The 24,439-nt window shown below is 69.4% G+C and carries 17 protein-coding genes and 2 pseudogenes; 9 read left to right on the top strand and 10 right to left on the bottom strand.

The window, feature by feature from the left end:
- Nucleotides 1-67: 67 nt before the first annotated feature.
- Genes ACZ68L_RS26255 through ssd form a run of 4 tightly spaced genes read right to left on the bottom strand, consistent with a single transcriptional unit; the run spans nucleotide 68 to nucleotide 3,943 of the window.
- Nucleotides 68-862, bottom strand: coding sequence for a type II secretion system F family protein (locus ACZ68L_RS26255; RefSeq protein ID WP_469580973.1), 795 nt, complete (start codon nucleotides 860-862; stop codon nucleotides 68-70).
- Nucleotides 859-1,740, bottom strand: a complete 882-nt coding sequence (locus ACZ68L_RS26250) for a type II secretion system F family protein (protein WP_469580970.1) — start codon at nucleotides 1,738-1,740, stop codon at nucleotides 859-861. The genes ACZ68L_RS26255 and ACZ68L_RS26250 overlap by 4 nt, the downstream gene beginning before the upstream one ends.
- Nucleotides 1,737-2,885 (bottom strand): TadA family conjugal transfer-associated ATPase, encoded by a 1,149-nt coding sequence (locus tag ACZ68L_RS26245; protein ID WP_469580967.1) that lies wholly within the window; start codon nucleotides 2,883-2,885, stop codon nucleotides 1,737-1,739. The genes ACZ68L_RS26250 and ACZ68L_RS26245 overlap by 4 nt, the downstream gene beginning before the upstream one ends.
- Nucleotides 2,882-3,943 carry a septum site-determining protein Ssd gene (ssd, locus tag ACZ68L_RS26240; protein WP_469581263.1) on the bottom strand — a complete coding sequence of 354 codons (1,062 nt, stop codon included), beginning with the start codon at nucleotides 3,941-3,943 and terminating at the stop codon, nucleotides 2,882-2,884. Before ssd ends, ACZ68L_RS26245 begins: the two co-directional genes overlap by 4 nt.
- A 566-nt stretch (nucleotides 3,944-4,509) precedes the next feature.
- Between ssd and ACZ68L_RS26235 the strand changes: the two genes are divergently transcribed.
- Nucleotides 4,510-5,349: an HAD family hydrolase gene (locus tag ACZ68L_RS26235; RefSeq protein ID WP_469580964.1), complete on the top strand. Its 840-nt coding sequence runs from the start codon at nucleotides 4,510-4,512 to the stop codon at nucleotides 5,347-5,349.
- Nucleotides 5,350-5,936: 587 nt separating this feature from the next.
- Here ACZ68L_RS26235 and ACZ68L_RS26230 read toward each other — a convergent pair.
- On the bottom strand, nucleotides 5,937-6,761 hold the full coding sequence (locus ACZ68L_RS26230) for a Fic family protein (RefSeq protein WP_469580962.1): 825 nt from the start codon (nucleotides 6,759-6,761) through the stop codon (nucleotides 5,937-5,939).
- A 102-nt stretch (nucleotides 6,762-6,863) separates the two neighbouring features.
- Here ACZ68L_RS26230 and ACZ68L_RS26225 point away from each other — a divergent pair, with 102 nt between their 5' ends.
- Complete coding sequence (locus tag ACZ68L_RS26225) at nucleotides 6,864-7,859, top strand: ATP-binding protein (protein ID WP_469580959.1); 996 nt, start codon at nucleotides 6,864-6,866, stop codon at nucleotides 7,857-7,859.
- A 204-nt stretch (nucleotides 7,860-8,063) separates the two neighbouring features.
- Here the strand turns inward: ACZ68L_RS26225 and ACZ68L_RS26220 are convergent, their stop codons facing one another.
- A complete protein-coding gene (locus tag ACZ68L_RS26220) occupies nucleotides 8,064-9,476 on the bottom strand; it encodes a polysaccharide deacetylase family protein (RefSeq protein WP_469580957.1) in 1,413 nt (470 codons plus the stop codon).
- A 285-nt stretch (nucleotides 9,477-9,761) separates the two neighbouring features.
- On the opposite strand from ACZ68L_RS26220, the pseudogene ACZ68L_RS26215 reads away from it, so the two are divergent.
- The 6 genes and pseudogenes from ACZ68L_RS26215 to ACZ68L_RS26190 all read left to right on the top strand — a co-directional run.
- A pseudogene (locus ACZ68L_RS26215) lies at nucleotides 9,762-12,587 on the top strand (SulP family inorganic anion transporter); the annotation flags it as partial.
- A 454-nt stretch (nucleotides 12,588-13,041) separates the two neighbouring features.
- The gene (gene acs, locus ACZ68L_RS26210; protein ID WP_469580954.1) at nucleotides 13,042-15,039 is read left to right on the top strand and encodes an acetate--CoA ligase; all 1,998 of its coding nucleotides are present in this window, start codon (nucleotides 13,042-13,044) and stop codon (nucleotides 15,037-15,039) included.
- A gap of 241 nt (nucleotides 15,040-15,280) precedes the next feature.
- The gene (gene nhaA, locus ACZ68L_RS26205) at nucleotides 15,281-16,687 is read left to right on the top strand and encodes a Na+/H+ antiporter NhaA (RefSeq protein ID WP_469581260.1); all 1,407 of its coding nucleotides are present in this window, start codon (nucleotides 15,281-15,283) and stop codon (nucleotides 16,685-16,687) included.
- 47 nt (nucleotides 16,688-16,734) lie between these two features.
- On the top strand, nucleotides 16,735-17,268 hold the full coding sequence (locus ACZ68L_RS26200; RefSeq protein WP_469580952.1) for a phage holin family protein: 534 nt from the start codon (nucleotides 16,735-16,737) through the stop codon (nucleotides 17,266-17,268).
- Entirely contained in the window at nucleotides 17,265-18,386 is a 1,122-nt protein-coding gene (locus tag ACZ68L_RS26195) for an alpha/beta fold hydrolase (RefSeq protein ID WP_469580949.1), read from the top strand. The genes ACZ68L_RS26200 and ACZ68L_RS26195 overlap by 4 nt, the downstream gene beginning before the upstream one ends.
- A 106-nt stretch (nucleotides 18,387-18,492) precedes the next feature.
- Complete coding sequence (locus ACZ68L_RS26190; protein WP_469580946.1) at nucleotides 18,493-18,696, top strand: hypothetical protein; 204 nt, start codon at nucleotides 18,493-18,495, stop codon at nucleotides 18,694-18,696.
- 386 nt (nucleotides 18,697-19,082) lie between these two features.
- Here the strand turns inward: ACZ68L_RS26190 and ACZ68L_RS26185 are convergent.
- The 4 genes and pseudogenes from ACZ68L_RS26185 to nth form a co-directional block, all read right to left on the bottom strand.
- Nucleotides 19,083-19,909, bottom strand: a pseudogene (locus tag ACZ68L_RS26185) (M55 family metallopeptidase).
- A 298-nt stretch (nucleotides 19,910-20,207) separates the two neighbouring features.
- Nucleotides 20,208-21,413, bottom strand: a complete 1,206-nt coding sequence (locus ACZ68L_RS26180) for a MarP family serine protease (protein WP_469580943.1) — start codon at nucleotides 21,411-21,413, stop codon at nucleotides 20,208-20,210.
- A gap of 88 nt (nucleotides 21,414-21,501) precedes the next feature.
- The gene (locus ACZ68L_RS26175; RefSeq protein WP_469580940.1) at nucleotides 21,502-22,353 is read right to left on the bottom strand and encodes an NUDIX hydrolase; all 852 of its coding nucleotides are present in this window, start codon (nucleotides 22,351-22,353) and stop codon (nucleotides 21,502-21,504) included.
- A gap of 29 nt (nucleotides 22,354-22,382) precedes the next feature.
- Complete coding sequence (gene nth / locus ACZ68L_RS26170; RefSeq protein WP_469581258.1) at nucleotides 22,383-23,234, bottom strand: endonuclease III; 852 nt, start codon at nucleotides 23,232-23,234, stop codon at nucleotides 22,383-22,385.
- A gap of 505 nt (nucleotides 23,235-23,739) precedes the next feature.
- Here nth and ACZ68L_RS26165 point away from each other — a divergent pair.
- Entirely contained in the window at nucleotides 23,740-24,414 is a 675-nt protein-coding gene (locus tag ACZ68L_RS26165; RefSeq protein WP_150489041.1) for a Crp/Fnr family transcriptional regulator, read from the top strand.
- The last annotated feature ends 25 nt before the right edge of the window (nucleotides 24,415-24,439 follow it).

Raw genomic sequence — 24,439 nt, 5'->3', positions numbered from 1 at the left:
TGCACCATTTCAACCCCCGCGAAAATCCATAATTCATATGGAATAGGTATTTACTGATAGTTTTCTTTCAGTCGGCGCGAAGCAGACCGGTCGCCAGACCGATCACCACCGGCGCCACCCCGACCGCCAGGAACGCGGGCAGAAAGCAGAGTCCGACCGGTGCGGTGATCAGCACGCCGGCCCGCTGGGCACGCGCCACGGCCGCACTCGCCCGCTCGGCCCGCATCGCCTCGGCCAGCCGCGCCACCGGTTCCGCCGCCGGGGCCCCGGTCGATCCCGCCCGGTCCAGGCAACGGGACAGCGCACCAGCGCCCGGTATGTCCCCGAACCTCCCCCAGGCCACCGCAGGTTCACCACCGAGCCGGATCTCCGCCGCCGTGCGCGCCAAGCGCACGCCGACCGGCCCGCCCAGCGACTCCCCCACCGCCTCCGCCGCCTCCCGGGGTCCGGCCCCGGCAGAGATACACGCCGCCAAGAGATCTGCCGCCAGCGGGAGTTGACGTACGAACTCCGCCGCCTCCGCTGCCCCTGCCTCCGGTTCACGGCTACGCCGGGTCCGCTGCCACCGCCAGGCGCCGAACGCCCCTGCCAACCCGATCACGCACCCCGGCAGGCCACCGATCAGGACCACGCCCACCACCGCGACACCCAGCGCCGTGATCCATTCCTTCGCCCGTGCCCCGGGCACCGTCCACACCCGTCGCCGCCGCTCCGGGCCGGTCGACAGCAGTACCGCGCCCCGACGCCGTACCGTCCGCCTCCGCCGCCGTCCTGCGAGGGCAAGGGCCAAGTACGCGACCCCGCCCAGGACCGCCCACAGTGCCGCCGCCCGGTGGGCGGCATCTCCAGTGGCCGCGTTCACTCCGTCTCCCCCGCCCGTACGATCCGGCCGGCCCACCAGAGCCCGGCCGCCTCCAGCACCCCGCCCACCACCAGACAGACGAGCCCGGCCGGTGTGTGCAGCAGCACCGTCAACGGATCGGCCCCGAGTGCCGCCCCCAGCCCCAGGCCCAGCACCGGCAGCAGCGCCAGCACGGCCACCGTCGACCAGGCGCCCGCCAGTTGGGCCCGCAACTCCTCCCGTCTGCGCCGCTCGGCGCGCAGTGCGCCCTCCAGTCGGTCCAGGCCTGCGGCGAGCCCGGCCCCGCCGTCCACCGCCACCCGCCAGCAGGCCGCCACCCCGGCGAGCCCGTCCAGACCCGGCTCCCGCGCCGCCTGTCCGAGTGCCGTCGGCACATCGCCACCGAACCGCGCCGCAGCCGACACACCGGCCTCCGCCGCCCCCATCACCCCGGTCCCGCGGACAGCTACGAGCAACGCCTGCCCCGGCTCGTGTCCGGCCCGCAGCTCGCCCACGACGGCCCCGCACAGCGACGCCACCCCAGCGGCCCTGCGTTCCCGCTCCTGTGTCAGGGCCCGTCTGCGCAGCCACCGCCCCATCAACGGCACCGCCACCACCCCCGCCAGCACCGGCAGCACGGACCTTCCCAATACGGCGATGGCCAGCGCCACCGGCAGGCAGAGCCACTCCCGTCGTCGGCGCAACCGTCGACGGAGCTCTGTCCGAATCCGCTCCCAGCGCGCACGCAACGGGGACTCGACCACCCCGTCGACGAACAGCACCCGGGCCCTCCGTCGCCCCTGGTCCTGGGCCACCACCAGCCAGGCCGCCACCACGAAGGACAGGCCCGCCGCGCAACTCGCGCTCTGCGACAGCACCGTCGTCGTACCACCGCTCACAGCGCACCCCCGATCAGCGACCGCAGCCGGTCCCAACCCCGCTCCGGCACGAATCCGTCGGCGCCCCAGCGCAGCGCCGGTGCGGTCACCACCAGCCCGGCCGCATCACGCTCCAGGACCTGCACCTCGGCGATCCGCCGCTGTCCGGCCCGGTCCCTTACGAGATGGACCACCACCGACAGCGCCGCCGCCAACTGACTGTGAAGCGCCGTCCGGTCCAGCCCCGCCGCAGTGCCCAATGCCTCAAGGCGGGCCGGGACGTGTTCGGCGGCATTCGCGTGAACCGTCCCGCAGCCGCCCTCGTGGCCCGTGTTCAGGGCGGCCAGCAGCTCGGTGACCTCAGCGCCCCTGACCTCTCCGACCACCAGCCGGTCGGGCCGCATGCGCAACGCCTGCCGCACCAGGTCGCGAAGCGTCACCTGCCCCGCTCCCTCCTGGTTGGCGGGGCGCGACTCCAGGCTCACCACGTGCGGATGATCCGGCCGCAACTCCGCGGAGTCCTCGGCGAGCACGATTCGCTCGCGCTCCCCGACGGCACCCAGCAGACTCGACAGGAGGGTCGTCTTGCCGGCCCCCGTCCCCCCACTGATCAGATACGAGACCCGGGCCTCCACCAGCGCCCTGAGCACGCGGTCACCACCCGGCGGCACAGTCCCCGCCGCGACCAGCTCCGTCAGCGAGAAGGCCCTGGGCCGCACCACCCGCAGCGACAGACACGTCGAGCCGACGGACACCGGCGGCAGCACGGCATGCATACGGGTGCCGTCCGGCAGCCGTGCGTCCACCCAGGGCCGGGCGTCATCCAGCCGCCGGCCCGCCACGGCCGCCAGCCGTTGCGCCAATCTGCGCACCGCTGCGACGTCCGGGAAGGTCACCCCGGTGAGTTCGAGCCCGCCGCCCCGGTCCACCCATACCCGGTCCGGTGCGGAAACCAGCACATCCGTCACCGCCGGATCGGCGAGCAGCGGCTCCAGCGCCCCGCTGCCGACCAGTTCGCCGCGCAACTCATCGGCCGCACCCAGCACTTCGGCATCGCCGAGCAGTCGTCCCTGGGCCCGCAACGCGGCCGCGACCCCGGCCGGGGTCGGGGCGGCGCCGCTCTGCGCCAGCCGCTGCCGTACGGCGTCGAGCAGCGTCTCGGTCATGACGCACCTCCTCCGGCACGTCCCCCCGCACCCTCCGGGACGAGGACTTGCTCCCAGAACGCGGTACAGAATCTGGCCAGCGGGTCACGCGCACGTCCGCCGGGCGGCGCGCCGTCGTCCTGGGCCGCCAGCAGCCCGCCGTCGACCGGGAGTTCACCGGCGAGCGGCAAGCCGAGTGCCTGCGCCACCCACCGCTCGTCTAGGCCCGCCGCGTACGGGCCGCGGACCACCACCCGAAGGTCGTTCAGGACCATCCCGGCCATCGACGCCACCCGTTTCGCCGCCGCGACCGCACGAAGCTCCCCTGGGACCACCAGAAGCCCGAGGTCCAGCTGCGAGAGAGCCTCGGCCACCGACTCGTCCACCCTGCGCGGCAGGTCGACGACCACCACTCCGCCGAGCCTGCGCGCGGCAGCCAGCACGGCCTGCATGGCCCGGGGCGGGATGACCACCCAGTCGTCGCGGCCCCAGCTGAGCACCCGCAACCCGTGCAGTGAGGGCAGCGACTCCTCCAGCGCGCGTCCGCCGACTCGCCCTTTGGAATGGGCGAAATCCGGCCACCTCATTCCTTCGGCCCGTTCCCCGCCCAGCAGCACATCGATGCCCCCGCCGAGCGGGTCACCGTCGATCAGCATGGCCCGCCGACCGGCCCTGGCTGCGGTCACCGCGAGGGCGCAGGCCAGTGTGGACGCGCCGGAGCCGCCCCGGCCGCCGATCACCCCGACGGTGAGCGCCGGCCGGCCCACACCTTCCGCCGCGTTGGCGATCTGGTCGACGAGCCAGCCTTCCGAATCGGGCAGCCTGAGCACATACTCGGCCCCGATCTCCACGGCGCGACGCCAGACATCCGGGACGTCCTGTTCCCGACCGACCAGCATCACGCCGCGCCTGCGCACCGCTCCGCGGCACCGCTGGGCGGCATCGTCCCCCACGAGAACGATCGGCGCCTGCTCCCAACCGCCCCTGCGTTCGGGCAGCGAGTGATGAACTTCCGGTTCAGCTCCGGCGGCCGCACACAGCCTCAGCAGATCGTCGAGGAGTTCCACGTCCTCGGTCACGATCAGCGGTCCGCCCCGTCGCACTTCGGCGATCGGCAGACGGTCCCGTGCGATGGAATCAGCCACGATCTCCGCCCCCCTTCTCACTGCACCTTCATCGCGGTTCGCGATGATCTCGGAGCGTTCCGAGACCGGCGATTCCACGACCCGCGGACTTCGCGGCTGGAATCACCGTGCAGCGCTTCGGGAAATCGTGTGGATCTTGCTCGAAAACTGTGGACAACTCCGTCGTTGTGAATATCTCCGTCGCCCATACCGGCGACTTCCGGAGAGCACCCCTTCCGCTACGCATCGTGACGGTTCACGATGGCGAGAGCGGACCGAGAAGTGGGCCGTCACGGCCGAAATGGAAGCAGAATGCTTGATTCCGAACAGCAGAAACGCGTCCGGACATGCGACGACCCCCGCCGGGGGGGAGAGCGGGGGTCGTCCCCACGGCCGACTCGGGGGGGGAGGAGCCGGACCGGGTTAGCACGGTCGCGAACGATCCGTGACTTCCATGGTGTACCCGAGAGCCTTCTCAGGCAAACCCACGCGCCAGAGTTTACGCCGAATGGTGGCCCCCTATGCTCTGCCTTGTGGAAAACCGCTTCTTGCCGCGCACAGCAGCCTTCTTCGACCTGGACAAGACGGTCATTGCGAAGTCTTCGACGCTGACCTTCAGCAAGTCCTTCTACCAAGGCGGGCTGATCAACCGCCGCGCTGTACTGCGCACTGCGTACGCACAGTTCGTGTTCCTTGCCGGGGGCGCAGATCACGACCAGATGGAGCGGATGCGGGAATACCTCTCCGCGCTCTGCAAGGGCTGGAACGTCCGACAGGTGAAGGAAATCGTCGCCGAGACCCTGCACGATCTGATCGACCCGATCATCTACGACGAAGCGGCGACGCTCATCGAGGAACACCACACCGCCGGACGCGACGTGGTGATCGTCTCGACCTCGGGCGCCGAGGTCGTCGAACCGATCGGCGAGCTGCTCGGCGCCGACCGAGTCGTCGCCACTCGAATGGTCGTCGGCGACGACGGCTGCTTCACCGGTGAAGTGGAGTACTACGCGTACGGGCCGACGAAGGCCGAGGCGATCAAGGCCCTCGCGGTATCGGAGGGATACGACCTGTCGCGCTGCTACGCCTACAGCGATTCCGCGACCGATGTGCCGATGCTGGAGTCGGTCGGGCACCCGCACGCGGTGAATCCGGACCGTGCGTTGCGGCGCGAAGCGACCCTCCGCGAGTGGCCGATTCTCGTCTTCGATCGGCCGGTCCGGCTCAAGCAACGGCTGCCCTCGTTCTCGCTGCCACCGCGCCCCGCCCTGGTCGCGGCGGCAGCCGTGGGCGCGGCGGCCGTCACAGCGGGACTCGTCTGGTACACCTCCCGCCGTCGGCCCGCCGCCCCCTCCGTCTGAAGCACGGGCCGGGCAACGCTCCGAACGCATCCTCCGCCCATTCTTCCCCGCTCCGCTCCACCCAGCCGCCCGAACAACGAACACCCCAGCCGATCGGCCCCGTTCGCCCATCGGAGCCAATTGCCCGACTCGCCCGTAATTGAACCTAAAAGTAAAGAAGTGCGGCCAGCACTACCGCTTGCCACGGGGCTGGAGTACAAAGGACTCAACGGCCCGCGAGACCAAGGACATCCGAGAGGATTACCCGTAACGCAGAGAAGGCCCCACGGACCGAGCATGAAAACCGAGCACCCACGCGACGTCGACCCGTCGATTACGGGCCAGCCGCACCAGGAACGGGCAAAGTCCCCGACCTGATGGGCACATATCGAGGACGCATGGTAACTGGGTAGACATGCCAGCGGCGGTACCGAGGGCGGTACCGCCGCAACCCTTTTATGGGGCCGAGAAGTTACTTCGGTGAAGTTATAGCGGTGGGGTTACAGACCCGAGCCGGGGCTTCGGGGGCACAGCGATGAAGCGACGCCGACATCACCCATGTGGCGCAGGCCCGCCCCGTCGCGGCGGCCCAACCTCCCGTCGCCCCATTAGGCGGCGCCGCGCTGAAGCGCCTCGCACACTGCCGTCGATTCCCTGACGCCCAGCTCCACGGCGCGCCCGCAGTGCGCGATCCAGACCGCCATCCCGGCCGGCGTCCCCGACAGATAGCCGTCAAATGCCGCGAGGTACGCCGCGCGGCCCTGCTCGGCGTGGCCCACCTCGGCCGGGCAGATCGATTTGGGGTCGAGCCCGCTCCCGATCAGCACGATCCGCTCGGCGGCCCGAGCGACGAGGCCGTTGTACGAGCCGAAGGGACGCAGGGCCAGCAGTTCACCGTGCACGACCGCAGCCGTCACCAGCGCGGGCGCCGCAGTGCCCGAGAGAATCAACCCGGAGAGCCCCTCCAGCCTCCCGGCCACTTCGTCGGCGTCCGGCAGCGGCGCTTCGATCAGCGGTTCGTCCACGGGTTCGCCCGCCAGCCGCGGCCGGCCGACCGCTTCCTCGGGTGCCGCGCCACCGGCGGCAACCAGATGCAGCCGCGCCAGGACGCGCAACGGCGACTGCCGCCAGATGGAAAGGAGTTGGCCTGCTTCGGCGGACAGCCTCAGGGCCGCCCCGATCACCTGCGCCTCGTCGTCACCGCTGAAGTCGGTGCGCCGCCGCACCTCCTCCAGGTTCCAGTCGGCACCGGACAGCGCCGCCGAGCCACGGGCGCCGCGCAGGGTTGCTTCCGCGGTGACCTCGTTGCTGCGGCGCCGCATGACGCGGTGACCGTAGACCCGGTCGACGGCCTTGCGTACGGAGTCCACCGCATCGGCGACTCCCGGCAGAGCGCCCAGGGTGGCAAGCGGGTCAGAGGCAGTCGTACTCATAAGTAGGGAGGCTACGCGTCCCCCACTCGGATACCGCCCGGGAGTGGCCATCTTCACGAAGTGTGACAGCGGTCCGCAATTGCACCGCTACCCTAGGTGAACATGAAGATCGCTTTCGTAGGGAAGGGCGGCAGCGGCAAGACCACGCTGTCCTCGCTCTTCATCCGCCACCTTGCCGCCAATGAAGCCCATGTCGTCGCGGTGGACGCCGACATCAACCAGCACCTCGGGGCCGCACTCGGCCTCGATGACCAGGAGGCCGCGGCACTGCCCGCCATGGGGGCCCAGCTACCGCTGATCAAGGAGTATCTGCGCGGCAGCAACCCCCGCATCGCCTCCGCCGAGACAATGATCAAGACGACTCCGCCCGGCGACGGCTCGCGGCTGCTGAGGGTTCGCGAGGACAACCCGATCTATGACGCGTGCGCCCGCACGGTCCGGCTCGACGACGGGGAGGTCCGGCTGATGGCCACCGGCCCCTTCACCGAGTCGGATCTGGGCGTGGCCTGCTACCACTCCAAGGTCGGTGCGGTCGAGCTCTGCCTCAACCATCTCGTCGACGGCCCCGACGACTATGTCGTCGTCGACATGACAGCGGGCTCGGACTCCTTCGCTTCCGGGATGTTCACCCGCTTCGACATGACGTTCCTGGTCGCCGAGCCCACCCGCAAGGGTGTCTCGGTCTACCGCCAGTACAAGGAGTACACGCGGGACTTCGGGGTCGCACTGAAGGTCATCGGCAACAAGGTGCAGGGCCAGGACGATCTGGACTTCCTGCGTGCCGAGGTGGGAGACGACCTGCTGGTCAGCGTCGGGCACTCCGACTGGGTTCGCGCGATGGAGAAGGGCAGGCCCGACCGCTTCGAGCTGCTGGAGGCGGACAACCGGATGGCCCTGCAGGCGCTGCAGAACGCGGCGGAGGATTCGTACGAGCGACGGGACTGGGAGCGCTACACGCGACAGATGGTGCACTTCCATCTGAAGAACGCGGAGAGCTGGGGCAACGAGAAGACGGGTGCCGATCTGGCTGCCCAGGTCGACCCCGCCTTCGTGCTCGACGAACGGTTCGCGCAGGACGGCGCCGCTCAGCCTGCCTGACCGGCCGGCACCCCGGCCGGGAGCATGGCTCTTCCCGCCGGGGTGCCGTTGTGCCCTCAGCTGCCGGCCGCGACCGCGCGGCGGGCAACTCACCCGCCTTGCGCAACCGCCGTCACGGCCCAAGGCTCCGCTCACCAAGCGCGGTCGGTGTGCCCGGTCGACAGGCACGACAGGAGAGCGCGATCGGAGAGTGCGTTCAACCAGCTAGCGGCTGGTCCGATCCACGCCGGACTCCGCGTGAGCCTCGCCGATGCCCGATGCCTCGCCGGCGCCCGACGCGTTGCCGATATCCGACGCGCTGCCGACATCCGACTCCCTGCCGGATTCCGCCCCCGTGTTCCCGGCTTCGCCGAGGAACTCCGCCCAGCCCTTCGCCGGGGCCTGCCCGACGTCAAGGGTGCCGAGCTTCGCCAGCGTTGCCGGGTCCTGCGCGTCCAGCCAGTCGGCCAGCTGCCGGAAGGATACGCAGCGGACGGCCTTCTTGGTGCAGACCGTCGCAATGGTCTCCTCGACGGCGCGCATGTACGTGCCACCGTTCCACGACTCGAAGTGATTGCCGATGATCAGCGGAGCGCGGTTTCCGTCGTACGCGCGGTCGAAGGCCTGGACCAAGCCGTCACGCATCTGCTTGCCCCAGTACGCGTGCCGGCTCGGGTCGCCCTGTGTCGTACCGGACTGGTTGAACATGAAGTTGTAGTCCATCGAGAGGGTTTCGAACTCACGCCCGGGGACCGGGACGAGCTGCATCGACAGGTCCCAGATGCCGTCCTTCTTCTTCGGCCAGACCTGGTTGTTGACGCCGCTGGAGTCGTATCGGAACCCCATCGTCCGCGCTGCGGCCACCATGTTTTTCTGCCCCTCCAGACAAGGGGTGCGGCCGCCGATGAGTTCCTTGTCGTAGTCGAAGGGAAGCGGCTTCTCACCCTTGAGGCCGGGGTCGTTGGTCTTCCAGCTCTTCACAAAGGACTTGGCCTGGTCGATCTCGCTCTTCCACTGATCGACGGACCAGGTGCCGACGCCTCCCTCGGGACCGCAGAAGTGGCCGTTGAAATGGGTGCCGATCTCGTCGCCGTCCTCCCAGGCACCCCGCACCTGGGTGATGGTGTTCCGGATTCCCTCGGTGTCGTTGAAGCCGATGTCGGAGCTGCCGGCGTTGTGCTTCGGCGGGTCGTAGCGCTCGCGTTTGTCTTCGGGCAGCAGGTAGACGCCGCTGAGGAAGTACGTCATGTTCGCGTGGTACTTCCTGCCCACCTCACGGAAGTGCGAGAACAACTTCTGACTGTCCTCTCCGGCGCCGTCCCACGAGAACACCACGAACTGCGGCGGCTTCCGGCCGGGCGCCAGGCGCTGTGCCACGGGTTGCTTCGGCTGGATTCCCGTGAAGGCCGTGGAGCCGTCGCCGATGAGCCGGAACGGGCTCTTGGGCGCGACTTGAGGGATCTTCTTCCTCGCTCCGGCGTCCCGCTTCGCAGCGCCGGGTCCGGCGGCTCCGACAACGTAATCCGGACCGGAGGAGCAACCAGCCATTCCCGCGATCAGTGCAACGGCCATGACGCCCAGGGCAACCCGTCCGGCGGCGATTCCCTTTGTGATGCCCCACTTCGTGGCAGCCAGCATCCACCCACCCTCTTCCTCGCAGGTAATTTGCGTAGAAAAATCCCGACCCGCGCGGTCAAGGTCGCACACGGTTCTGCCTAAATCAGTACGACAGACTGCATGAAAAGCTGCTTATTCACTTGAATGGGTGATTGAATAGCCCATTTGTCCTCAAGCATGGACACAAATCTTTACTCTCCATTACGATCCGTTTACTGAGAGTTGAGAAATCCCGCCGCTGCACGCCGTGACCCACGGCCGCGTCCCCACGTTCCGCGACCGCGCTGCCCCGGAGGAGACGGGAACATGTCTGCCTGCATCCCCACTCGTCATGACCACACAGCCCGCAGTGCGCGCCCACCCCGCGCCTCGGGAGTCAAGCGACCACACAGCCCGCCTCCGCCACCACGTGGCGGACGATTCCGCATCGCGGGCGCCGACCTGTCCGCATCGATCACGGTCTTCCTGCTCGCCGTCCCCATGTCGCTCGGCCTCGCCGTCGCCATGGACGCCCCGCTGGAGGCCGGTCTCATCTCCGCCGCGATCGGCGGCATCGTCGCCGGGCTGCTCGGCGGCACACCCCTGCAGGTCAGCGGCCCTTCCGCCGGACTGACCGTGGTCACGGCCGAGTTGATCCAGATCTACGGCTGGCGCACCACCTGCGCGATCACCATCGGCGCCGGACTGCTGCAGATCCTGCTGGGCTCGCTACGGGCGGCGCGCAGCGCCCTCGCGGTGAGCCCCGCCATCGTGCACGGCACCCTCGCCGGAATCGGCGTCGCCATCGCCCTCGCCCAGGTGCACATCGTTCTCGGCGGTTCGCCACAGAGTTCGGCGGTCGCCAATTCTCTGGCTCTCCCCGACCAGCTGGGGCGGGTGAGTCCGGCCGCCCCTCTGATCGGCTTGCTGACCATCGCGGTTCTGGTCCTGTGGCCACGGCTTCCGGGACGCGTCGGCCGAGTGGTACGACGGATTCCGGCTGCCCTCGCCGCGGTGGTGACCGCGACGGCGGTGGCTGCGGTCGCGGCGCCCGGGATCGCCCGGGTCGATCTGCCGTCCTGGCGCTCGCACGCCCTGCCGGAGATGCCGCATGGTCCCGTACTCGCCCTGGCCACCGCGGTGTTCACGGTGATGCTGGTGGCCAGCCTGGAGTCACTGCTCGCCGCGGTCGCCGTGGACAAACTCTCGGCCGACCGCACCGGCGAGCGGGCTTCCGCCAGATCCAAGGCCGGCTCGGCGTCCGAACCGATGCCGACGTCGACGTCGACGTCGACGTCGACGTCGACGTCGCGGACGAGAACGACCCCGGTCTCGACACCGACCTCCGGCTCGACACCGGGCTCGACACCGTCCCCGCCGGGCTCGACACCGATCTCGGGTTCGAAACCACCCCCGAACTCGACACCCACCTCGGGTTCTGGTCCAGGCTCGACCTCGCCTCCGTCGCCGCCCCCCTCACCTTCTTCGCACTCGTCCCCGAGCCTGACCCCGCCGCCGCCCTCGACCACTCCGACGGCGCCCGCCCCACCGCCCGTCAGGCGCTCCGATCTCGATCGTGAACTGCGGGCCCAGGGCATCGCCAACACCCTGTCCGGGCTGGTGGGCGGGCTGGCGGTGTCCGGTGGCGCGGTGCGCAGTTCCGCCAACGTGCGGGCCGGGGCGACGAGCCGTGCCTCCACCGTGCTGCACGGGGTCTGGGTGGTGCTCGCGACCGGGCTGCTCGTCACCGTGCTGGAGTGGATTCCGCTGGCCGCGCTCGCCGCGCTGGTCATGATGGTCGGCATCCAGATGGTGAGTTTCGCCCACATTCGCAATGTGCATAAGCACCGAGAATTCCCGGTGTACGGGGCGACGATCACCGGAGTGGTCCTCTTCGGAGTGCTCAAGGGTGTGGCGATCGGCATCGCGGTGGCCGTGGCCGTCGCCCTGCACCGGCTGGCCCGGACCACGATCACCGTGACCGATCAGGGTGGACAGCATCTGGTCGTCGTACGGGGCCAGTTGACGTTCCTTGCGGTGCCTCGCCTCAGCCGGACTCTCGCCCAGCTTCCGCAGGGCGGGGATGCCGTCGTCGAGCTGGACGGCTTCTTCATGGACCACGCGGCGTACGAGACGATCCAGGACTGGAGCCTGGCCCAGACGGCCCACGGCGGCCGGGTCGTCTTCACCGGGAGGTCCGGCCGCCGGATCGCCGAGCCCGCTTCGGCAGCGCACTCCTGCTGCCGCCCTTGGACACCCTGGCGCAACCATCACTGCCACGACCGGCCCGAGCAGACGCCCGAGACCCGTCACAGCCCGGACACCCCCTTCAGCAAGGACCAGCTCGGTGCGGACCCCGCCTCGGGTGCCGCCCAGAGCCCGGCCCCCGGCACCGACGACACCTCCGCCCCCGCGTCCGCGTCCAGAGCCCCCAGCACTCCCGCCCCGGCCGCCTCGCCCACCGCCACTGCGCGTCGGCTCGGGGGCAACCGCCTGGTCAAGGGTCTGAGTTCGTTCCAGCGCAACACCGCTCCGCTGGTGCGCGAGGAGCTGGCCCGGTTGGCCCGCGAGGGCCAGCGCCCCTCTCAACTCTTCATCACCTGCGCCGACTCCCGCCTGGTCACCAGCATGATCACGGCCAGCGGCCCGGGTGATCTGTTCACCGTGCGCAACGTCGGCAATCTGGTGCCGCCGCCGGACGCCGAGTCGGGTGACGACTCGGTGGGCGCCGCGATCGAGTACGCGGTGGATGTACTGAAGGTGGAGTCCATCACCGTCTGTGGCCACTCCGGCTGCGGCGCGATGCAGGCACTGCTCGGAGCCAAGCCGGATCCGGACACTCCGCGAACCTCCCTGTGGCGCTGGCTGAGACACGGGCTGCCGAGCCTTGAGCGGATGGCGTCGCGGCATCACACCTGGGCCCGGATCTCCGGCCGGCTGCCGACCGACTCGCTGGAGCAGCTCTGCCTCACCAATGTGGTCCAGCAACTGGACCATCTGCGCGCCCATGAGTCAGTGGCGAGGCGGCTCGACGAAGGCAGGCTCCAGCTGCACGGGATGTACTTCCACGTGGGCGAGGCGCAGGCCTATCTGCTGACCGAAGACGCGAGTGCCGGGCTGACTCTCGACGAGGTCTTCGACCGCGTGGGCCCCGGCGACGCCCACGCCGCATCCGATGCCCAAGCCTCGGGCGGCGGACACGCCCTGGGCGAATGCCATGCTTCCGGCACCACCGACGCCCCCGCCGAATTCTCCGCCTCCGGCACCACCGACACCCCGGCCGAATTCCCCGCCTCAGGCACCACCGACACCCACGCCGAATCCCGTACCTCGGGCATCCGGGACGCCTCCAGGGACACCACCGTCCCGGATGATCCCTCCGGTCCGGGCGATCGGGAACGTACCGGCGTCTGAACCACACGCGCCTCCGGTCCGTGAGACCTTGTGGTCCCGCCTCCACGTCGCACCGCGCCGTGTCGTTCTGCTCCGCATTCGACACGCCGCACCACGACGCGCATGGGGGCGGGGCAGTGTCTCCATACACGAGACACAGGTCTAAACCAATTCCGGGCAGACACTTGTCACCCGGCCTTTGGCCTGATGAGCTATGCCCCGGGACACAACGGACACCCTGGGAATGGGAGATGTCGTGAGCAACGAAAGCCTGGCCAATCTGCTCAAGGAGGAGCGGCGGTTCGCACCGCCTGCCGATCTGGCCGCCAATGCCAACGTCAAAGCGGAGGCGTACGAGCAGGCCGAGGCGGACCGGCTGGGCTTCTGGGCCGAGCAGGCCCGTCGCCTGACCTGGGCCACGGAGCCGACCGAGACGCTCGACTGGAGCAACCCGCCCTTCGCGAAGTGGTTCGCGGACGGCAAGCTCAACGTCGCGTACAACTGCGTGGACCGCCACGTCGAGGCCGGCAACGGCGACCGGGTCGCCATCCACTTCGAGGGCGAGCCCGGCGACAGCCGCGCCATCACCTACGCCGACCTGAAGGACGAGGTCTCGCGCGCCGCGAACGCGCTCATCGAGCTCGGTGTCGGCAAGGGCGACCGGGTCGCCGTCTATCTGCCGATGATCCCCGAGGCCGCCATCGCGATGCTGGCCTGTGCCCGCATCGGTGCCGCGCACTCGGTGGTCTTCGGCGGCTTCTCCGCCGACGCCATCGCCGCCCGTATCCAGGACGCGGACGCCAAGGTCGTCATCACCGCCGACGGCGGCTACCGTCGCGGCAAGCCGTCCGCGCTCAAGCCCGCAGTGGACGACGCCGTCACCCGTATCGACGGTGTCGAGCACGTCCTCGTGGTGCGGCGCACCGGCCAGGACACCGCGTGGACCGAGGGTCGCGACGTCTGGTGGCACGAGATCACCGGCCGGCAGTCCGCCGAGCACACCCCCGAGGCCTTCGAAGCGGAGCAGCCGCTCTTCATCCTCTACACCTCTGGTACGACGGGTAAGCCGAAGGGCATCCTGCACACCTCCGGCGGCTACCTCACGCAGGCGGCGTACACCCACAACGCGGTCTTCGACCTCAAGCCGGAGACCGACGTCTTCTGGTGCACCGCCGACATCGGCTGGGTGACCGGCCACTCGTACATCGTCTACGGTCCGCTGGCCAACGGCGCGACGCAGGTCATGTACGAGGGCACGCCCGACTCCCCGCACCAGGGGCGTTTCTGGGAGATCGTGCAGAAGTACGGCATCACGATCCTCTACACCGCGCCGACCGCGATCCGTACGTTCATGAAGTGGGGTGACGACATCCCCGCCAAGTTCGATCTGAGCAGTCTCCGGATCCTCGGTTCGGTCGGCGAGCCGATCAACCCCGAGGCGTGGATGTGGTACCGCAAGCACATCGGCGCCGACAAGTGCCCGGTCGTGGACACCTGGTGGCAGACCGAGACCGGCGCGATGATGATTTCGCCGCTGCCCGGCGTGACGGAGACCAAGCCGGGAAGCGCCCAGCGCGCACTGCCCGGTATCTCCGCCACGGTCGTCGACGACGAGGCCAACGAGGTTCCGAACGGCGGGGGCGGCTACCTCGTCCTCACCGAGCCGTGGCCGTCGATGCTCCGCACCATCTGGGGCGACGACCAGCGCTTCATCGACACCTACTGGTCGCGTTTCGAGGGCAGGTACTTCGCGGGCGACGGCGCCAAGAAGGACGAGGACGGCGACATCTGGCTGCTCGGCCGGGTCGACGACGTGATGCTCGTGTCCGGGCACAACATCTCGACCACCGAGGTCGAGTCGGCACTCGTGTCGCACCCGTCGGTCGCCGAGGCCGCGGTGGTCGGCGCCGCCGACGAGACGACCGGCCAGTCCATCGTCGCGTTCGTGATACTGCGCGGTACGGCTACCGCCTCCGACGAACTCGTCACGGAACTGCGCAACCACGTCGGCGCCACGCTCGGCCCGATCGCCAAGCCGAAGCGGGTCCTGCCGGTCGCCGAGCTGCCGAAGACCCGCTCCGGCAAGATCATGCGGCGTCTGCTGCGCGATGTCGCCGAGAACCGCGAACTGGGCGACGTCACGACGCTCACCGACTCCTCGGTGATGGACCTCATCCAGACCCAGCTGCCGTCCTCCTCCTCCGAGGACTGATCCCGGCCTCCTCGCTGGGCTGACCGCAGCGAGTACATCCCCGAGGGGCATCCGGCAACGCGCCGGGTGCCCCTCGGGCATTTAAGGTGAAGATCACCGGATACAGATCCGCGCACCCCGGGTACAGTGGCAGGCGCGTCAACAAAGCAATAAGAAATCTCCACAGGGTGTGCCGGGAAGTCTGGTCGGCAAGTGCATCAGCCATGCCATCGCTGCCGTACCGACCCGGAGGTCCTCGCTCGTGGCCGCGTCCACCCCCACACCCCCTTCCTCGCGCCGCACCTTTCTGGGACGTCTGTCCCTGCCCGAGCGGAACTACCTCGCGGACGCCCTGCGCACCGAGACCGTCGGCGGAGTCATCCTGCTGGTCGCCGCCATAGCCGCCCTGGTGTGGGCGAACACCTTCGGATCCGGTTACACCGCCGTCAGCGACTTCCACTTCGGTCCCGCGTCGCTGGGCCTCAATCTCTCCGTGCAGCACTGGGCGGCGGACGGGCTGCTCGCGGTCTTCTTCTTCGTCGCGGGCGTGGAACTCAAACGAGAACTGGTCGCGGGCGAACTGCGCGACCCCAAGGCAGCCGCTCTCCCGGTCGTCGCCGCACTGTGCGGAATGGCGGTTCCGGCCGTCGTCTACACACTCGTGGCGGTGTTCGGCGGAGGATCCACGGGCGGCTGGGCCGTCCCCACCGCCACCGACATCGCGTTCGCGCTCGCCGTCCTCGCGGTCATCGGCACCTCGCTGCCGAACGCGCTGCGCGCCTTTCTGCTGACTCTCGCCGTCGTCGACGACCTCTTCGCGATCCTGATCATCGCGATCTTCTTCACCGAGCAGATCAACTTCATGGCGTTGCTCGGCGCCTTCATCGGTCTGGCCGTCTTCTATCTGCTGCTGCGCAGGAACGTGCGCGGCTGGTACATCTACGTACCGCTCGCCCTGGTCATCTGGGGCCTCATGTACAACAGCGGCATCCACGCCACGATCGCCGGTGTCGCCATGGGTCTGATGCTCCGCTGCGTCCGGCGCGAGGGCGAGACCCACTCCCCCGGCGAGCACATCGAGCACCTGATCCGCCCGCTGTCGGCCGGTGTCGCCGTGCCGCTGTTCGCCCTCTTCTCGGCCGGTGTCTCCCTCTCCGGCGGCGCACTGGCGGACGTCTTCACCCGGCCCGAGACGCTCGGTGTCGTCCTGGGGCTCGTCGTCGGCAAGACGATAGGCATCTTCGGCGGTACGTGGCTGGCTGCCCGCTTCACCAAGGCCGAGCTGAACAAGGATCTGGCCTGGGCGGACGTCTTCGCGGTCGCCACGCTCGCCGGCATCGGCTTCACCGTCTCGCTGCTCATCGGCGAGCTGGCCTTCGCCGGCGACGAGGACATGATCAACGAGATCAAGGCCGCCGTGCTGCTCGGCTCCCTGACGGCCGCCGTACTCTCCGGTGTACTGCTCAAACTCCGGGTCCGAAAGTACCGGACGCTGCACGAGGCCGAGGAACTCGACGAGGACGAGGACGGTGTGCCCGACGTCTACGAACAGGGCGACCCGGAGTACCACCTGCGCATGGCCGTGATCTACGAGAAGAAGGCGGCCGAACACCGCCGTCTTGCCCAACTGGCGGGGGCAGCGAGCAGCAAGCCGGACAGTCCGGCATGATCTGACACCAGATGTGTTGAGCAGGAGAGCAGGAGAGGGAGTCAGGGATGAGCGACCCCGGCAACAACGCGGGCAGCGCCGACCGCAGTCTCGGAGAACTGGTCGCCGCGGCGACGGCCGAGATGTCCGCACTGGTGCACGACGAGATCGCCCTGGCCAAGGCCGAAGTGCGGCAGGACGTCAGGCGCGGTGTCACCGGGAGCGTGGTGATCATCGCCGCGGGCGTGCTGATTCTGTTCGCGATCCCGGTGCTGAGCTTCGCGGCGGCGTACGGGATCCACAGCTTGGGCCCCGGGCTCGGCATGTCGTTCCTGTACACGGGCCTCGGGTTCATCCTTCTGGGGATCCTTCTTGGCCTGTTCGCGTTCGCCAAGCTCAAGAAGGTGAAGCCGCCGCAGAAGTCCATCGCGTCGGCCAAGCAGACGGCGGCAGTGCTGCAGGGCGTCAAGCCGCACCCGCGGCCCGCTGTGACGGCCGGGGCGAGCCGTCCGGCCGTCACAGGCAGCACACGGGCGGGCAAGGCCCTGGAGAAAGCTCCGGTCCAGGACAAGGCGTCGGCTGTGGCACGCTCGTCCACATGACGGTCCCCGATTCCAGCGCATCCGACCCAGTAGGCCCGGAAGATCCGGTAGGCCCGGAAGGCCGGGCGCCAGGCACGGACAGCCGGGCGAACGTGGACGGCCGGGCAGATACGGACGGCCGGACAGACGTGGGCAGCCCCACCAGCCTCACCAATCCCTCCGGCCCACCGAGCTCCTCCGCGTCCCCCGGCCCGGTCGGCGCAGGTGGGCCCGTGCGGCTCGACGGGCCGTGGACTCATCGGGACGTAGCGGCCAACGGCGCCCGCTTCCACATCGCCGAACTCGGCGAGGGGCCGCTGGTGCTGTTGCTGCACGGCTTCCCGCAGTTCTGGTGGACCTGGCGGCATCAGCTCACCGCGCTGGCCGACGCCGGTTTCCGCGCCGTAGCGATGGATCTGCGCGGAGTCGGCGGCAGCGACCGTACGCCCCGGGGGTACGACCCCGCCAACCTGGCGCTCGACATCACCGGCGTGATCCGCTCTCTCGGCGAACCGGACGCGGCCCTGGTCGGCCATGACATGGGCGGGTACCTCGCGTGGACGGCCGCGGTGATGCGGCCGAAGCTGGTCCGCCGCCTCGTGGTCTCCTCGATGCCGCATCCGCGCCGCTGGCGTTCCTCGATGCTCGCCGACTTCGCGCAGACCCGGGCCGGCTCGTACATCTGGGGTTTCCAGCGTCCGTGGGTACCGGAGCGTCAGCTCGTCGCGGACGAAGCCGCGTTGGTGGGCCGTCTGATCCACGACTGGGCGGGCCCCCGGACCCCGGAGTTCCCTGATGAGGCGACGGTGGACGTCTACCGTCGCGCGATGTGCATCCCATCGACGGCGCACTGCTCGATCGAGCCGTACCGCTGGATGGTCCGCTCCCTGGCCCGCCCGGACGGAATCCAGTTCAACCGGCGGATGAAGCGCCCGGTGCGGGTACCCACACTGCATCTGCACGGTTCACTCGATCCGGCGATCCGTACGCGGAGCGCGGCGGGGTCCGGCGAGTATGTCGAAGCGCCGTACCGTTGGCGACTTTTCGACGGTCTGGGTCACTTCCCCCACGAGGAGGATCCGGCCGGGTTCTCGGCCGAACTCATCAACTGGCTCAAGGATCCCGAGCCCGATCGGTAGCGTTAAGGACACAGTTGTCCGACGAACAGCCAATTGCCCGGCGCATAGGCCAATTGGCTGACGGATGGGCGGTTACCGACCATGAGGCACGGGCAGACGTCGGGGTATGGGCTGGACGCACGACTTCGGTGACGCAGCACGCAACCGTCGCTCGACCGCCACGGCGAGTCCGAGCACTCATGAGGGGGGCGGCCCCCAGGGCCGGGTGCACGATATGCATGTTCTGCGTGATCCTCGGCTCGGCATTCCGCGCATTCTGCGCCGGCGGGCCCGCTGGGTCTCGGCGCGACTGCGCCATCCACGCGGATGAGGCGTGCCCCGGCCGACCCGTGAGCGTTCGCCGGCCGGGCGGGACTTGCACCGCTGCCTCTTGGCTGCCACCGGCCAGTACGCGTGGACCGCACGCACACGCGCATCCGCACGCGTACGCGCCCGCTCAGCACGCGTGATGCGCCCGCGCGCGGTCAGTGTGCTGGGAGCGACCACACACGCCCGAAGCTGCTGCGCACGTCTCACGCTGCGAACGGGAACCACCGCCGGTCGGACGTGTTCCCGCTTCCCGTTCGGTGTGGGGCCGGACGGGCCACCCGGTCCGGGCACGCAGGCCGACCTGGCAGCGGTGGCGGAAGCTTCCGTGCCCGGAACGGGCCGGACAGGCTGCCGACGCTGTGCCGCCGCGCCCAGGGGACCACAGTGCTACCCGGGTTTGACGGTGGCGAGCTGAACGAGCAGCAGCACCAGCCGGTAGGCCTCGGCGAAGTCGGTGGCGGTGAACGTGACCGTACGGCCGCCCTCGGCGCGTGGGACACCCGGCACGAGTGTCGCCAGATCAACCGTGGACGGGCTGTGGAGGTCGACCTCCACAGCCGGCGGCCCGTCCATGGCCAGCAGTGAAACCCGTGCCCGCCGCGCCATGGCTTCGGCCGCCGCCCGGCGCAGGCGCTCCCGGGCCTCTTCGGGGTGCAGGACGACAGCAGCAGCCTGGCCGAACGCTTCTTTGACCGCGACGGTGACCGCGGAGGGGACCAGATCGCTCAGTTCGGCGCAGGCGGTGTCGTCGCCGCTGAACAGCACGACCGGCACGCCCATATGCCCGGGCATGGCGGCGTTGAGACCGATCTCGCCCATGGAACGCCCGGCCACCCGCACATCGAGGATGTCGTCGCTCATGGTGTGCGCCAGCACGGCCGGCCCGCCACCGGCACGAGCGTGGTAGCCGACCAGCATGACGGCGTCGGTGTGTTCGTCGAGCCCGCCGAGCATGCCCAGCGAACGCGGCTTGCCGCGTACCAGGTGTGCCCGTCGGTCAAGTTCCTCCGGCAACAGATTGCGGAACGTACCGTGCGCGTCGGCGACCAGAACCACAGCGGTGGGTTCGGCCTCCAGAACACCGGCGATCACGGCGTTCGCATCGGCCTCATCAACGCCCGGCCACGCTCGTAGTCGTAGCGATCCGGATCCGTCCCAATGGGATGCACGGCCCCCGAGATGCCCTCCATGTCAACAGAGATCAGCACCTTCATGGATCAGACACTGTACGCACCATGCTCAATGCGCCGGGAACCCGCACCGCACGGCCTCCGGCCCGACCGTGACCGGTGCGGCACCCTCGAATCCACGTGCAACCCGGCGAACCCTCGCGATCAGAGCACTACGACTAGGTCCTGTCCTGTCGATCTTCGTGGATCAGCCCGGGGCGTCTGGTGCGGTGCGTCGCAAGGCGGAGGATCGTCCTCGTACTGGACGTACTTGGGCGACTCCGACAACGCGGCGAGGTGCCGTGCCAGGCGTTCCGGGCCCGCGAAGATCGGCAGGACAGGGCTAGAGCGCGCACGACTCGCTGTCCACCTGCTGGTTGGCGGCGCGCCCGTGTGTGATGTCCTGGCGAATCTCGTCGGCTGTCAGGGCATATCCGGTGTCGGGGTCGTCGAGCGATTTCGCGAAGACGACTCCGTACACCTTTCCGTCGGGGGTCAGCAGCGGTCCGCCGGAGTTGCCCTGCCGGACCGTCGCGTAGAGCGAATACACGTCGCGGCGGACGGTGCCCCGGTGGTAGATGTCCGGGCCATCGGCGTCGATGCGGCCCCGGACGCGCGCGGCACGTACGTCGTACGAGCCGTTCTCAGGGAAGCCCGCGACGATGGCGCTGTTCCCGGTCTGGGCGTCGTGGTCGGTGTCGGTGAACTTCAGCGGCTTCGCGCGGAGATCCGGTACGTCGAGTACGGCGATGTCCCGCCGCCAGTCGTAGAGGACGACCTTCGCGTCGTACAGCCGCCCCTGGCCGCCGATCTGGACGGTCGGCTCGTCGACGCCGCCGACGACGTGGGCGTTGGTCATCACCCTGCGGTCGGAGAAGACGAAACCGGTGCCTTCGAGGACCTTGCCGCAGCTCGGAGCCGTACCGACGACCTTGACGATGGACTCCTTGGCGCGGGCTGCCACAGGGCTGCCGACCAGCGCCGGGTCGGGGGCGCGGACCTCGGTGATCGGCTCGTTGGCGAAGGGGCTGAAGACCTGCGGGAAGCCATTCTGGGCGAGGACGGAGGAAAAGTCAGTGAACCAGGTGGAGGCCTGGTTGGGCATCACGCGGGAGATGCCGAGCAGAACCGAGGAACTGCGGACTTCCTTGCCCAGTGTCGGCAGTGACGTGCCCGCCAGCGCCGAACCGATGAGCCAGGCGACCAGCAGCATCGCGACCACGTTGACCAGGGCGCCCCCGGTGGCATCGAGGGCGCGCGCGGGTGACCACGTGATGTACCGACGGAGCTTGTTCCCGAGGTGGGTGGTGAATGCCTGCCCCACCGAGGCGCAGACGATCACGATGACGACGGCCACGACGGCTGCGGTCGATGAGACCTCGGAGCCGTTCGTCAGCTGGTCCCACAGGACCGGCAGCAGATAGACGGCGACGAGGCCGCCCCCCAGGAACCCGATCACCGACAGGATGCCGACCACGAACCCCTGGCGATAGCCGATGACCGCGAACCACACGGCGGCGGCCAGCAGCAGGATGTCCAGCACGTTCACCGTCTATAGCCTCGCAGATTCGTCACCGGGCCCGCTCTTTCGGCTGGTTCCGGGCGGGGCCGGACAGCGCAGCACGGGGTTCAGCCTGTCATGCGCGCCAGTCGAGCGGCACCTGCTTGGCGGTGTCCCACGGGCGCTCCCAGCCTGCGAAGTGGAGAATGCGGTCGATCACTCCGGCCGTGAAACCCCAGACCAGGGCGGATTCGACCAGAAATGCCGGGCCTCGGTGACCGCTCGGATGGACCGCGGTCGCGCGATTGGCCGGATCCGTGAGATCCGCCACGGGGACGGTGAAGACTCGGGCGGTCTCACCCGGATCGACCACACCGACCGGGCTCGGCGACCGCCACCAGCCGAGGACCGGCGTCACGACGAAGCCGCTCACGGGGATGTAGAGCCGGGGCAGCACCCCGAAGAGCTGGACCCCGCGCGGATCGAGGCCGGTCTCCTCCCGGGCCTCCCGCAGCGCGGCCCTGAGCGGCCCTGTCGTCGCCTGGTCGCCGTCCTCCGGGTCCAGGGCGCCACCGGGGAAGGAAGGCTGCCCAGCATGGGAACGCAGGCTTCCGGATCGCTCCATGAGGAGCAGCTCGGGGCCGCGCTCACCCTCCCCGAACAGTACGAGTACGGCGGACTGCCGCCCGGCGCCGCTCTCGGGCGGCAGAAAACGGCTGAGCTGGTCCGGCTCGATGGTGCGCGAGGCACGGGCCACGGGGTCGAGCCAGTCGGGCAGGCCCTCGGCCGTGACGGTGACCGCGGAGTCGTGTGCCGCGCCCGCCGTTGCGGCGGCCGCCACCGCAACGGCCGCCGCCGGACTGACCGCCGCAGGCGCGGTCGACGCCTCCGCGAGGCGATCACGCCGCGTCTGCTCGTGCGCACCCCGTTCGCGCGCGTTTTGTTCTTGCGTGCTCTGTTCGTGCGTGCTCTGTTCGTGCGTCTTCATAGGCACCCCTCGTCTCACAACGCCTGTCGTCACGCATTTCGTTCCGGAGCGGGCGCCGTACGTCCGTCGGATCCCAGGGCCGGCGCGGGCTCGCCCGGGTAGTCCGGCGGCGGGCTCAGCCGCTGGCCGGGCTGACCACCCATCTCGTACTTCAGCAGCTTCCTGGCCTTCTCCGGGTCCGTCTCACCCTCCCCGTACGCGGGGCAGAGCGGGGCGATCGGACAGGCGCCGCAGGCGGGCTTGCGGGCGTGACAGATGCGGCGGCCGTGGAAGACGACGCGGTGGGAAAGCATCGTCCACTCACTCCTGGGGAAGATCGCGCCGACCTCGGCCTCGACCTTCTCCGGGTCCTCCTGCTCCGTCCACTTCCAGCGGCGGACCAGGCGCCCGAAGTGGGTGTCGACCGTGATACCCGGAACACCGAAGGCATTCCCGAGGACGACGTTGGCGGTCTTGCGACCGACCCCGGGAAGCGTGACGAGATCAGCGAGGCGGCCCGGCACCTCACCGCCGAAATTATCCCTGATCGCCGTGGAGAGGCCTATCAGCGACTTGGTCTTGGCCCGGAAGAAGCCGGTCGGCCGAATGAGCTCTTCCATTTCCTCCGGGACAGCCGCGGCCATGTCCTCGGGGGTGGGGTAGGCGGCGAAGAGCGCGGGGGTGGTCTGGTTGACCCTCAGGTCGGTGGTCTGGGCGGAGAGCACCGTGGCGACAAGAAGCTCGAAGGGATTCCTGAAGTCCAGCTCGGGGTGGGCATACGGGTAGAGCTCGGCGAGCTCACGATTGATCCTGCGGGCCCGGCGGACCATCGCCAGATGCGATTCCGGTTTCGTTCCGGCCTTCGTTCCGGCCTTCGTTCCTGTCTTCATTCCGGCCTTCATTCCGGCCTGCGCGGTTTTCGCGGTGGTCATCGTGGTGGATTCCGATGCGGCCTTCGCGGCGGCTTGCCCGGCGGGCTTCGGTGCAGGTTTCGCTGCGGGCTGTGCGGCCCGCCCCGCCGCGGACTTCGCCGCCCGCTTGGTGGCAGGCTTGGTCACGGGCTTCTCTGCTGTCTGCGCTCCGTCCCTCGGGGCACGCCCGACCACAACACGTTTTGTCGCCTTTTCCGGGCTGCTCCCAGCCTGTTCGCCCACAGCCGAATCACGGCCTTCCGACACCCCACCAGCCCCCTTGGCCTGCGCTCTCACCGGCGATCTGGACACCCGGCCAGCCTAGAGCCACGCACCGACATCCGCCCCGGTCACGATGTATCCACCCCCAATCGGCCCCCTGCCGCACGGTTCGGCACGTCCGTGCGTCAAACTTGTTTGTGATTGATCGCACTGTTTTACCGTCCGGCATGATGGGGACCACGGTTCCCTGAACAGGCCGACAAGGAGAGAACTCGTGGACGACGTTCTGCGGCGCGCCCCGCTTTTCGCGGCGCTCGATGATGAGCAGGCCGCGGAGCTCCGCGCCTCGATGAGTGAGGTGACCCTCGCACGCGGCGACGCGCTCTTCCACGAGGGCGACCCGGGCGACCGCCTCTATGTGGTCACCGACGGCAAGGTGAAGCTCCACCGCACCTCCCCCGACGGGCGCGAGAACATGCTGGCGGTCCTCGGCCCCGGCGAGCTGATCGGCGAGCTGTCGCTCTTCGACCCGGGCCCGCGCACGGCCACCGCGACCGCGCTGACCGAGGTCAAGCTCCTCGGCCTCGGCCACGGTGACCTCCAGCCCTGGCTGAACGCCCGCCCCGAAGTGGCCACCGCCCTGCTGCGCGCCGTCGCCCGCCGACTGCGCAAGACCAACGACCAGATGTCCGACCTGGTCTTCTCGGACGTCCCGGGCCGCGTCGCCCGCGCCCTCCTCGACCTGTCACGCCGCTTCGGTGTCCAGTCGGAGGAAGGCATCCACGTCGTCCACGACCTGACCCAGGAAGAGCTGGCCCAGCTGGTCGGCGCCTCCCGCGAAACGGTCAACAAGGCACTCGCCGACTTCGCCGGACGCGGCTGGCTGCGCCTGGAGGCGCGCGCCGTGATCCTGCTGGACGTGGAGCGCCTGGCGAAGCGGTCCCGCTAGGCACTGCCCGACGCCGGCCCCCGGG

The organism is Streptomyces sp. NPDC104309, assembly GCF_055584025.1.
Note: the sequence above shows the minus strand (reverse complement) of the source record. Positions and strands in the feature narration are given on the sequence as shown.

Excerpts from the sequence above, each read along its gene's own strand:
- acs (WP_469580954.1), top strand. The coding sequence starts at position 13,042 with ATGCCCCGGGACACAACGGACACCCTGGGAATGGGAGATGTCGTGAGC.
- ACZ68L_RS26200 (WP_469580952.1), top strand. The coding sequence starts at position 16,735 with ATGAGCGACCCCGGCAACAACGCGGGCAGCGCCGACCGCAGTCTCGGA.
- ACZ68L_RS26235 (WP_469580964.1), top strand. The coding sequence starts at position 4,510 with ATGCTCTGCCTTGTGGAAAACCGCTTCTTGCCGCGCACAGCAGCCTTC.
- nth (WP_469581258.1), bottom strand. The coding sequence starts at position 23,234 with ATGAAGGCCGGAATGAAGACAGGAACGAAGGCCGGAACGAAGGCCGGA.
- ACZ68L_RS26230 (WP_469580962.1), bottom strand. The coding sequence starts at position 6,761 with ATGAGTACGACTGCCTCTGACCCGCTTGCCACCCTGGGCGCTCTGCCG.
- ACZ68L_RS26195 (WP_469580949.1), top strand. The coding sequence starts at position 17,265 with ATGACGGTCCCCGATTCCAGCGCATCCGACCCAGTAGGCCCGGAAGAT.
- ACZ68L_RS26175 (WP_469580940.1), bottom strand. The coding sequence starts at position 22,353 with ATGAAGACGCACGAACAGAGCACGCACGAACAGAGCACGCAAGAACAA.
- ACZ68L_RS26220 (WP_469580957.1), bottom strand. The coding sequence starts at position 9,476 with ATGCTGGCTGCCACGAAGTGGGGCATCACAAAGGGAATCGCCGCCGGA.
- ACZ68L_RS26225 (WP_469580959.1), top strand. The coding sequence starts at position 6,864 with ATGAAGATCGCTTTCGTAGGGAAGGGCGGCAGCGGCAAGACCACGCTG.
- ACZ68L_RS26190 (WP_469580946.1), top strand. The coding sequence starts at position 18,493 with ATGGGCTGGACGCACGACTTCGGTGACGCAGCACGCAACCGTCGCTCG.
- ACZ68L_RS26245 (WP_469580967.1), bottom strand. The coding sequence starts at position 2,885 with ATGACCGAGACGCTGCTCGACGCCGTACGGCAGCGGCTGGCGCAGAGC.